Source organism: Frankia sp. R82, from assembly GCF_023716925.1.
GTDB lineage: Bacteria > Actinomycetota > Actinomycetes > Frankiales > Frankiaceae > Frankia.
On record NZ_JAMQQG010000006.1, the window covers coordinates 61,228 to 72,416 of the forward strand.

The window sequence follows — 11,189 nt, forward strand, 5'->3', positions numbered from 1 at the left end:
ATCCGTTTCCCCAGAGAGGAACCACGGCCCCCGTGAACGCAGCACACCTACGAGCCGACTCGACTTCCCAGGATCGCCGTAGTGAGGCGATGGTGCTGGGCCGTCGAGGCTTTCTCGGCCTCGGCGCAGTTGCCGGCTCGTCCCTGTTGCTCGCCGCCTGCGGTGGCGGCAGCGACTCCGGGGTCGCGGCCGGTGGCGGCAACGGCGGAACACTGCGGTGGGGCTGGTCGGAAGTCACCTCCTGGGACCCGGTGACGTCGTCCGCCGGCTGGGACGTGCACGCCCTGTCACTGACCTATGCCGCGCTGACCAAGCTGGACGAGAAGGCCAACCCGGTCCCGGCACTGGCCGAATCGTGGAAGTACGACGCCACGGGCAAGCAGATCACCTTCGTGCTGCGCTCCGGCCTCACCTTCAGCGACGGCACCCCGCTGAACGCCACCGCGGTGCGCAAGAGCCTCGAGCGCGGTCGGGACTTCGCCGGCTCGCTGGTCGCAGCGCAGCTGGTCGACGTCCAGACCATCACGGCCAACGACAGCGCCCGCACCGTCACCCTCAACCTGTCGAACGTCAACTACCAGATCCCGAGCCTGCTCGCCGGCAAGACCGGCATGATCGTGAGCCCCACGGCCTTCGAGAAGGACGCCAAGGGCCTCGCCACGAAGCCGGTCGGCGCCGGCCCGTTCCGCCTCACCGCCTACGTGCCGAACCAGTCGGCGAACCTGGTGCGCTTCCCCGGCTACTGGGACAAGGCGAACATCCACCTGGACGCCTTCGAGCTCTACCCGGCGCCCGAGGCCGCCACGGCGATCGCCTCGCTGCAGTCGGGACGCCTCGACGTCGCCCAGATTCCGGCCAGTCAGGTGTCCGCGGCGAAGTCGGCCGGCCTTGCGGTACAGATCATCCCGTCGCTGGTCACCACGGTGCTCGACGTGAACGTCACCAAGGCGCCGTTCGACAACCCGAAGGTCGTCGAGGCGTTCAAGTACGGCATCGATCGCGCCGCACTCGCGAAGACCCAGACCTTCGGCTATGGCGTGGTGAACTACCAGCCCTTCCCGCCGGGATATGTCGGCCACGTCCCGAGCCTGGACAACGCCTTTCCCTACGACCCGGAAAAGGCGAAGAAGCTGCTCGCCGAGGCCGGCCACGCCACCGGCCTGGAAGTCCCGATCACCACCACCGGCGCGTCCACCGCAATCGCCGAACAGGTCCAGGCGCAGCTGGCGAAAATCGGGGTGAAGCTCACCATTGACACGATCCCGGCGGCCCAGGCCACCCAGATCATGTACATCCAGCATTCCAAGGCCCTCGCGGTGGACGGCTTCGCCGGGCGGGACTCGGCCGTCCAGGCCTTCCAGGTGCTCTTCGGTGAGCAGGGTCTGATGAACCCCGGCCGCAAGACCCCGCCGGAGCTCACGGCCGCGCTCGCCACGGTGCGCAAGACGCCGCTGGACGACCCGGAGTATCCCAAGGTGCTGCAGGCCGCCACGAAGATCGCGGTGGAGACGATGCCGAACATCTTCCTGTTCACCACGCCGCGCATTCTCGCCCGCAAGAAGAACGTCTCCGCGCTCGGCAGCTTCCTCGCCGTGCAGCGCTTCGAAGGGGTCCGGGTGAGCTGATGACAACGCTGGAGATCGGCCGGCCCACGGCGCCGGCACCGACGTCGACCCAGTCGTCGGCGGGACGCGGCGGCGCGCTGCGGTGGGGTGCGCTGGGGCGACCCGTGCTGCGGGTGCTGCGCTCCGCCGTGGTGGTCTGGATACCGGTGGTGCTGCTCTCGACGTTCATCACCTTCGGGCTCGGGGCCCTCACCGACACCAACCCCGCGGCCCAGGTGCTCGGGGAGACCGCGACGCCCGCGGACATCGACCGGATGAACCACTACTTCGGTCTGGACCGGCCGTTCCTCGTCCAGTACTTCAGTTGGCTCGGCCATGCAGTGACCGGGGACCTCGGCCGGTCGTACTACACCACCCTGCCGGTCACCGACAGCATCACCCAGGCGCTGCCGGTGAACGTCTCGATCACGATCGTCGCCCTGCTGATCGCGATCCTGGCCGGTGGGGCGCTGGGCATCGGAGCGGCGCTGTCGGGCGGCGGCTGGTTCGACCGCGGGGTCACCATGCTGTGCTCGGCGGCGTCGACCGTCCCACCGTTCGTCATCGGCATCGGGCTGATCGTGCTGTTCTCGGTGACGCTGCCGATCCTGCCCTCGGGCGGCTACGTGCCGATCAGCCAGGACTTCGGCCAGTGGCTGCGCTTCGCCATCCTGCCGGCGCTGGCGCTGGCGGTGGAAGCCGCGGTGGCCATCGCCCGCCAGCTGCGCACCTCCCTGGTCGGGGAGCTGCGGGAGAACTACGTCGTCGGGGCCGAGGTGCGCGGGCTGACCCGGCGGCGGGTGGTGTTCGGCCATGCGCTGCGCAACGCGTCCGGGCCGGCGGTCACCGTGCTCGGCTACTACGTCCCGCAGGTCATCGGGGCGATGGTGGTCGCCGAGGCGGTGTTCAACCTGCCCGGTCTCGGCAAGCTCAGCCTGGATGCGGCGGCCAAGGGTGACATCCCGGTGATCCAGGGTGTCCTGGTCACCATGATCGCGCTGGTCGTGCTGTCCAACCTGTTGGTGAACGCCGCCCTGCTGCGGCTCACCCCGCACGCGAAGAGGCGGGAACAATGAGCGACACGGGCGGTCAGCTACGCCAGGCCCTGCGGCTGCGGTCCGCGCGGATCTCCCTGGGGATCCTCGCCGTCGTCATCTTCCTCGGCTTCGCCGGCGGCCTGCTCGCCCCGCACGATCCGCTCGCCCAGGACACCGCGCACACCCTGTCCGGGCCGAGCGGCGAACACTGGCTCGGCACCGACTACCTGGGCCGCGATGTCCTCTCCCGGCTCATGGACGCCACCGGCCGCTCGATCGTCGGCGCCCTCGAGGCGGTCGCCGTGGCCTTCGTGATCGGCGTGCCGGCGGGGCTCGCCTCGGTCTTCTTCGGCCGGTTCTTCGACTGGGTGTCCCAGCGGATCGTCGACTCGGTGATGACCATGCCGTACATCATCTTCGCGGTGTCGGTGACCGGGGTGCTCGGCAACGGCCTGGCGCAGGCGATGCTCGCGATCGGGATCTTCCTCGCACCACTGCTGTTCCGGGTCACCCTGGCCGCCGCGCTCAGCCTCACCCGGGCGCAGTACGTGGAGGTCGCCGAGCTGCTGGGGGCGTCCCGCTGGTGGATCATCCGTCGGCACGTCTGGTCGAAGGTGCTGCCGACGATCGCGGTCACCACGGCGCAGCTGGCCGCGGCGGTTCTGCTCGTCGTCTCGTCACTGACCTTCCTCGGCATCGGGGTGAAGCCACCGGCGCCGACGTGGGGCGGGATGCTGTCGAGCGACCTGGGCTTTCTGTCCCAGCAGCCGTGGGCGCCGATCCTGCCAGCCGTCGCGATCGCCTTCACCGCCGGAGCCCTCAACGCGATCGCCGACGCCATCCGCGACACCACCGGGCTCGAGTCCGTTCCCACCGCACGCGGCCTGTTCAGGCGGCGCCCCGCCTACGCCGCCGGGCCCGCGACCGAGCCGGACGGTGCGACCAGGGCGCAACCGGTGGCCATCCCCGCGCAGGAGGAGAGCTCGCATGCCTGAGCCGAGCGCTGCCGGCACCGCGGCCGCCCACACCGAAACGGCCGCCCACACCGAAACGGTCGCCGATGCGGCTCCGGTGCTGCTGACGGTCGACGACCTGCGGGTCACGATCGGCGGCGGGGCGACCGAGGCCGTCCACGGGGTGTCGTTCGAGGTTCGCCGGGGCGAGGCCATCGGGATCGTCGGCGAGTCCGGCAGCGGCAAGACGCTGGTCTGCCGCTCGGTGCTCGGCGTGCTCGCCCCCGGCTGCGCGGTCAGCGGCGGGTCGATCGACCTCGACGGCACCCAGCTGGTCGGGCTGCCCCGGCGGGCCTGGGACGGGCTGCGCGGCACCGGCATCGCCGCGGTGTTCCAGGACCCGGCGTCCTACCTCAACCCGTCCTACCCGGTGGGCCGCCAGGTGGCCGAACAGCTGCGGGTGAAGCTCGGCGCCTCCCGCCGTGCGGCCCGCACCACCGCCGTCCGACTGCTCGCCTCGATGGGGCTGCACGACCCCGAGCGGGTCTACCGGCAGTACCCACACGAACTGTCCGGCGGGATGCTGCAGCGGGTGGTGCTGGCCATCGCCGTCTGTGGCGATCCGGCACTGCTCATCGCCGACGAGGCGACCACGGCCCTGGACGTCACCATCCAGGCCGAGGTGCTCGACCTGCTCGCGTCCCTGCGTGCCGAGCGGGGCCTGTCGATCATCGCGGTGTCCCACGATCTCGCCGTCATCGCCGAACTGTGCGACCGGGTGCTGGTGTTCTACGCCGGCGAACTCGTCGAGGCCGGCCCGACCGCCGAGGTGCTGCTCGCCCCCCGCCACCCCTACACCGAGGCGTTGTTGCAGGTCGCTTCGGTCGGCAGCTGGGACCGGCGCACCCTGGCCGTCATCGACGGCCAGCCACCGCCGGTCGGGGCGACGATCGCCGGCTGCCGGTTCGCCGACCGGTGTGCCTTCGCGACCGCCGAGTGCCGCACCAGCCCGGTGCCGCTGACCGACCAGCCGGACGGCCGATCCGTCCGCTGCCTGCGCGTCGAGGACATCGCGCTGCGGGGAACCGGAGCCACCGCCGGAGCAGGAGCCGCCTGATGACCGACATCGACCTCGTCACCCCCGATCTGGCCCACGCCGACGCCGGACGCGTGCCGTCCACCCGCTCCGGCACCGGCCGCGTCCCCGCAGTCGACCAGGCCGATCCGGGTGCCGCCGACACCGGTCGTGCCGGCGCGGCCGAGAGCCCGTCCTCGGTGCCGTTGCTGCGGGTCGAGGGGCTCGGCGTCTCCTTCCTCGAGCGGGGTGGGATCGGGCGCACCCGGGTGCTGGACGACATCGAGCTGACCGTGCGGCCCGGGGAGATCGTCGGCATCGTCGGCGAGACGGGTTCCGGCAAGACGACCCTGGCCCGCGCGATCGCCGGGCTCACTCCCGCGGACCGTGGCCAGATCCGGCTCGACGGCGAGGACATCCTCGGCCTGCGCGCCCGGGCCCGGCGCCGGTTCCGCCGCGGCGGGGCGATCCAGTTCGTCTTCCAGGATCCGCTGCGCTCTCTCGACCCGGAGCTCACCGTCGGCGCGAGCATCGCCGAGGGCATGGCCATCGCCGGCGTCGGCAGCCGGGCCGAGCGGGCCGCGCGGGTCGCCGGTGCGCTCACCCTGGTCGGCCTCGACCCGGTCGTCGCGCAGCGACGCCCGGCACAGATCTCCGGCGGCCAGCGCCAGCGCGCCTCGATCGCCCGGGCCGTCGTCGCGGACCCGCGGCTGCTGCTGTGCGACGAACCGGTCAGCGCGCTCGACGCGTCCAACCGCAACCACATTCTGATCCTGCTCGACGAGCTGCGCCGCCGGCTGTCCGTCGGCATCGTGGTGATCTCCCACGACCTGAGCTCGCTGGCCGGCATCGCCGACCGGGTGGTCGTGCTCTACCGGGGACGGGTCGTCGAGGACGGCCCGATCGCCGACGTGTTCGCCCAGCCGCGGCACCCGTACACCGCGCTGCTGATCGCCTCCGCACCCGACATCCACGGCCGTGACCGGCAGGCCGCCGCCGCGCTACGACCGGCACCCGCCGGCCCGGCCACGAGCACGGATCCGGACACCGCCTCGGCGGCGGGCTCGACCGCCGGGCCACGCCCGGACGCGCGGGACGCCGGTGGCTGTGTGTTCGCGCACCGCTGCCCGTTCGCCACCGTCGACTGTGACGCCGCCCCGCCGCGGGTGGAGGCGCCCGGCCGTCCCGCCGGCAGTTGGATCTCGGCCTGCCACCACGACCGCACCTGGCACGCACAGCTCTCCGCCACCGCCACCGCTGCGGCCACTGACACTCCTGCCGCCACTGACACTCCTGCCGCCACTGGCACTCCTGCGGCCACTGGCACTCCTGTGCCCGCCGGCACCGCTGTCGCGTCCACCGCCCGGAAGGAAACCTCGCTGTGAGCATCGAGTTCATCGGCATCGCCATCCCCTCCGCGGGCAGCGAGGCGCAGGGCTTCGGCGGGCCGGCCGTCGACCCGGACTACCTCGAGCTGCTGGTGCGTACACACGAGGACGCCGGGTTCGACCGGGTGCTCGTCGCGCACAGTTCCGCGACGCCCGACGGCTTCGTCCTCGCCGACCAGGTGCTCTCCCGGACCACGACACTGAAAGTGCTGCTCGCGCACCGGCCCGGCTTCGTCGCCCCGACGATTGCCGCCCGCACGTTCGCCACCCTGGACGCCTTCCATCCCGGCCGGATCGCCCTGCATGTCATCACCGGCGGGGACGACGCCGACCAGGCCCGCGACGGCGACCTGTCCGACAAGGTGACCCGCTACCGGCGCACCGACGAGTTCCTCGACGTGCTGCGCCGCGAGTGGGAGGCGGCCGAACCGTTCGACTACGACGGCGAGTTCTACCAGGTCCGCGGCGGGTTCTCGACGGTGCGCCCCCCGGCCGGACGCATCCCGGTCTACTTCGGCGGGGCGTCCGAGGACGCGGTCCGGGTCGGGGGCAAGCACGCCGACGTGTACGCGTTCTGGGGCGAGCCGCTGGCCGGCATCATCGAGCGGATCCGGCAGGTGCGGGCGGTCGCCGCGCCGTACGGACGCGACACCCGGTTCAGTGTGAGTCTGCGGCCCATTGTGGCCGACACCGAGCAGGCCGCCTGGGACCGGGCCGCCCACATCCTCGAGCTCACCCGCGAGCGGATCGGCGAGGTGAAGAAGGTGTTCAACATCGATGGCGCGACCCAGGTCGGCAGCCAGCGCCTGCTGCGCTACGCCGCCGAGGGCGACGTGCACGACAAGCGGCTGTGGACGGCGATCGCCAAGGCCACCGGTGCCGCGGGCAACTCCACCGCCCTGGTCGGCAGCTACGAGCAGGTCACCGAGTCTCTCGTCGACTACGTCAACGTCGGCGTCTCCACCCTGCTCATCCGCGGTTTCGACCCGGTCTCGGACGCCCGCGACTACGGCACGCTCATCCGCCTCGTCCGGGCGCAGACCGCCGAGCGCGAGCCCGTGTCGGCCTGACCGCTCGTCCCGCACGTCCCGCCTGACCTGTACGTCCAGCTCGTCCCGCACGTCCAGTACCAGGAAGGTTGCGCGCATGTCCCTCGAGATCCTCGGCATGGTGGGTACCAAGGAGGCGTCGGAGACCCGCGGCTCCTACTTCGACGGGCCCGCCGTCGACACCGCCTACCTGACCCGTTTCGCGCAGGCCCACGACACGGCCGGTTTCGACCGCGTGCTGATCGGCTACAGCGCTGTCTCCCCCGACGGGTTCGCCGTCGCCGGGCACGTCCTGGCGACCACGCCGCGCCTCGGCGTGCTCATCGCGCACCGGCCGGGCTTCGTCCAGCCGACCCTCGTCGCCCGCAAGCTCGCCACCCTCGACCACCTCAGCGGCGGCGGGCGGATCGCCATCCACCACATCTCCGGTGGCAACGACGCCGACCAACGCCGCGACGGCGACTTCGCCGACCACGACACCCGCTACGCGCGCACCGCCGAGTTCATGGACGTGCTGCGCCGCACCCTCACCTCCGACACGCCGTTCGACCACGAGGGACGGTTCTACCGGTTCGAGGGCGCCTACAGCACGGTGAAGCCGGTGCGTCCGGGCGGGATCCCGCTGTTCTTCGGCGGCCAGTCGGACGCGGCGGTGCAGGTCGGAGCGCAGCACGCCGACACCTACATGCTCTTCGGCGAGCCGCTGGAGCAGACCGCCGAGCGGATCGCGACACTGCGGGCCGAAGCGGCCAAGCACGGCCGGACCCTGCGGTTCAGCCTGTCCACCCGCCCGATCATCGCCGACACCGAGGACGCCGCCTGGGCCCGGGCCGAGACCATCCTCGCCGAGACCCGCCGCCGGGTCGAGGCCGCCGGGGCCGGCGGGGTCGCCGGGGCCGCCCTGGGCATCCGCAGCTTCGGCACCACCGAGTCCGAGTCGTCCGCCCGGATGCAGCGAGCCGCCCGCCAGCAGGTCCACGACGAGCGGCTGTGGTTCGGCGTCACCGCGCTGACCGGTCCGGGCGGCAACTCGTCCGGACACGTGGGCACCCCCCAGCAGGTTGCCGACGCGCTGCTGCGCTACCACGAGATCGGCGTCGACACCTTCCTCATCCGCGGCTTCGACCCGTATGAGGACGTCGTCGAGTGGGGCAAGGAGCTCATCCCCGCGCTGCGGGCCGGCGCCGACCGCGTCCGCGAGCCCCAGCTCGCCTAGCCGGCGTCGACTCCCGCGCCCGGGCCAGACGGCCTGGGCGCGGGAGTCCGGACGTGCTCTGGACGCGGCCCGGACGGTGGCCGAAAAAATCCTCGGTTCTGGTGCGGTCCCGTGTCGATGCGCCGGTGTTTCGTTCGACCTGTGGATGAGAGGGTCGGAGCGCGGCCCGGACGCAGGGAGATCGACACATGCCGAAGTTCATGCTGATCATGCGAAACACCGACGAGTCGTTCCAGCAGATGATCTCGACGCCGTTCGACGAGATGCTCGAGAAGGTCGGCCGGTTCAACGAGGAACTGATCCACGCCGGAGTGCTGGTCGCCGCGGAGGGCCTGGACGACGCGAACCAGGGCGTCGTCGTCGACTACTCCGGCGAGACCCCGGTGGTCACCGACGGACCGTACGGGGAGACGAAGGAGCTGTTCGGCGGCTTCTACCTCCTCGAGGTGGCCTCCAAGGACGAGGCCGTCGAGTGGGCCCGTCGGATGCCGTCCATCCCCGGCTCGAAGTGCGAGATCCGCCGGGTCCCGAGCATCGACGAGTTCCCGCAGGACAACGAGTGGGTCGTCCGGGAGCGGGCCTGGCGCGAGCGCACCGGCCAGCTCTGATGCCAGGCGGCACGACCTCACCAGGCGGCACGGCCTCCTCAGGCGGCGCGACCTCACCCGAGGGGGCGGCCGCACCCGACGGCGGCCAGGCGGCGCGGCAGACGGTCGAGGCGGTGTGGCGGACGGTCGAGGCGGTGTGGCGGATCGACGCGGCCCGCATCGTCGGCGCGCTGGCCCGGTTCACCGGGGACTTCGCCCTGGCCGAGGACGTCGCCCAGGAGGCGGTCGCGGAGGCACTCGTCGCCTGGGCCGAGACCGGCGTGCCGCGCAGCCCGGCGGGGTGGCTGCTCACGACGGGCCGGCGGCGGGCGATCGACGCGTTCCGCCGCCGCTCGGCCCGCGACGACCGCTACGCCCAGCTCGCGCACCAGCTCACCGAGGGGCAGGCCAGCTCCGGAGCGATGGTGCCGGCCGGCCGCGCCGCCCTCGACGGGCTGTCGGCCGCGTCGTTCACGCCGACCTCCCACCAGGACGCGGACGATCTGCCCTGGGACCCCGACCGGGTCCACGACGACGTGCTGGCGCTGATGTTCACGGCGTGCCATCCGGTGCTCGCACCGCAGGCCCGGGTCGCGCTGACGCTGCGGGTGGTCGGCGGGCTGTCGAGTGCGGAGATCGCCCGGGCGTTCCTGGTACCCACGCCGACCGTCCAGGCCCGGATCACCCGGGCGAAGAAGACGATCGCCGCGGCCGGCGTGCCGTTCGCCCTGCCCCCGGCCGAGGACCGGGGCGAACGGCTCGGCGCGGTGCTCAGCGTGCTGTACGTCATCTTCACCGAGGGCTCGACCGCCACGACCGGCGACGATCTGCTGCGGCCGGACCTGGCCTTCGAGGCGATCCGGCTGACCCGGATGCTCGTCGCCCTGCTGCCCGGTGAGGCGGAGGTGCACGGCCTGCTCGCGCTGTGTGAGCTCACCGCCGCCCGGTTCCCGGCCCGCACCGGTCCGGACGGCGAACCCGTCCTGCTCACCGACCAGGACCGTGGCCGCTGGGACCGGGCGGCGGTTCGGCGCGGGCTGGCCGCGCTGGGGCGGGCGTCCACCGTCGGCGGGCGCGGCCTCGGTCCCTACGGGCTGCAGGCGGCGATCGCGGCCTGTCACGCCCGGGCGTCCTCGGTGGCGGCGACCGACTGGGAGCGGATCGTGCTGCTCTACGAGGCCCTGGGCCGGGTGGCGCCCTCACCCGTGGTCGACCTCAACCGGGCGGTGGCCGTCGCGATGGCCCACGGCCCGCTGCCGGCGCTGGAGATCGTCGACGCGCTCGCCGCCGGCGGGCACCTGGATGGCTCGCATCTGCTCCCCACCGTGCGCGGCGAACTGCTGACCCGGTTGGGCCGCACCGCCCAGGCCCGCGCGGACCTCGAGCAGGCTGCCCGCCTGTGCACCAACGCCCGCGAACGCGCCATCCTGCTCCGCAAGGCCGCCGCCCTGCCCACTCCCCCCTGACCTGCCGCCCATCGCGGCCCGGCCCCGATCACGACCACCGGCACGCCCTGCGAACCGCCCCGACAGACCCGCCGCCGTGGACGTCCCAGGTTGTCCGGACAGGGACGAAAGCGTGCGTGGATGTCGTAGTTGATCGATACAATGCGAGACAGCCGTGTGGGGACACGGCTGTCTCCGTCCGTCCGCCCGCCGCCGTCCGTCCGCCGCCCTGCGGGGTTGCCGGGGCCGCCGTCCCGGCCAGGACCACCGGGCTGACCGGCCGGGGCATCGGGGGATGTTTACGGGGGATGCACCATGGCTGGCGTCCACACGGGCGAACGCACACATCTTGATGCCGCGCAGACACAGGCCGTACTGGTCGGCGTGGGGGCGCAGCGTTCCGGCGCGAGGATCGGCGCGGTCGTGCAGGCCCGGCGCACCGTGGCCGACCTTGCCGGCGCGTTGGCGCAGGGCTGCGGGCTCGATCCCGGGCGGATCCGGGTGGTGGCCGACCCGGCCTCGCCAGCCGAGGTCACGGCGGCGCTGTCCGCGGCTGCCGCCGACGCGGTGGACCTGCTGGTGTTCTGGTACGTGGGCGCGATCGTGCGCGGCGCCCACGGCGAGATCTTTCTCGCCACCGCCGGGACGGAGGGTGTTGCCGGCGAGGAGGGCAGCGGCGGGGCGAAGGGCGATGCCGCCCGGCTGGCCGACACCGGGCTGGGGTTCCTGGAGGTCATGGCGATCGCCGCGGGCAGCCGGGCCCGTCGCGTGGCGCTGGTCATCGACGCCTACGAGGTGGGCGGCCCGCAGGCGGCGGCCCGGCCCATCGGCGGGG

At 72.7% G+C, this 11,189-nt stretch carries 10 protein-coding genes; all 10 read left to right on the plus strand.

Annotated features, from left to right (window positions below; translation table 11 throughout):
- The first annotated feature begins 32 nt into the window (after positions 1-32).
- Entirely contained in the window at positions 33-1,625 is a 1,593-nt protein-coding gene (locus ND747_RS02775) for an ABC transporter substrate-binding protein (RefSeq protein WP_251731494.1), read from the plus strand.
- A complete protein-coding gene (locus tag ND747_RS02780; protein ID WP_251731496.1) occupies positions 1,625-2,680 on the plus strand; it encodes an ABC transporter permease in 1,056 nt (351 codons plus the stop codon). The genes ND747_RS02775 and ND747_RS02780 overlap by 1 nt, the downstream gene beginning before the upstream one ends.
- Complete coding sequence (locus tag ND747_RS02785; RefSeq protein WP_251731498.1) at positions 2,677-3,636, plus strand: ABC transporter permease; 960 nt, start codon at positions 2,677-2,679, stop codon at positions 3,634-3,636. The genes ND747_RS02780 and ND747_RS02785 overlap by 4 nt, the downstream gene beginning before the upstream one ends.
- Positions 3,629-4,711: an ABC transporter ATP-binding protein gene (locus ND747_RS02790; protein ID WP_251731500.1), complete on the plus strand. Its 1,083-nt coding sequence runs from the start codon at positions 3,629-3,631 to the stop codon at positions 4,709-4,711. The genes ND747_RS02785 and ND747_RS02790 overlap by 8 nt, the downstream gene beginning before the upstream one ends.
- Complete coding sequence (locus ND747_RS02795; protein ID WP_251731502.1) at positions 4,711-6,054, plus strand: ABC transporter ATP-binding protein; 1,344 nt, start codon at positions 4,711-4,713, stop codon at positions 6,052-6,054. Before ND747_RS02790 ends, ND747_RS02795 begins: the two co-directional genes overlap by 1 nt.
- The gene (locus ND747_RS02800) at positions 6,051-7,127 is read left to right on the plus strand and encodes an LLM class flavin-dependent oxidoreductase (protein WP_251731504.1); all 1,077 of its coding nucleotides are present in this window, start codon (positions 6,051-6,053) and stop codon (positions 7,125-7,127) included. The genes ND747_RS02795 and ND747_RS02800 overlap by 4 nt, the downstream gene beginning before the upstream one ends.
- A 76-nt stretch (positions 7,128-7,203) precedes the next feature.
- Complete coding sequence (locus ND747_RS02805) at positions 7,204-8,322, plus strand: LLM class flavin-dependent oxidoreductase (protein ID WP_251731505.1); 1,119 nt, start codon at positions 7,204-7,206, stop codon at positions 8,320-8,322.
- Between the two features lie 188 nt (positions 8,323-8,510).
- Complete coding sequence (locus ND747_RS02810) at positions 8,511-8,930, plus strand: YciI family protein (RefSeq protein ID WP_251731507.1); 420 nt, start codon at positions 8,511-8,513, stop codon at positions 8,928-8,930.
- Complete coding sequence (locus tag ND747_RS02815; protein WP_251731509.1) at positions 8,930-10,375, plus strand: RNA polymerase sigma factor; 1,446 nt, start codon at positions 8,930-8,932, stop codon at positions 10,373-10,375. Before ND747_RS02810 ends, ND747_RS02815 begins: the two co-directional genes overlap by 1 nt.
- A gap of 294 nt (positions 10,376-10,669) precedes the next feature.
- Positions 10,670-11,189 (plus strand): hypothetical protein (locus ND747_RS02820; RefSeq protein WP_251731510.1); only part of this gene is annotated, 520 nt, incomplete at its 3' end.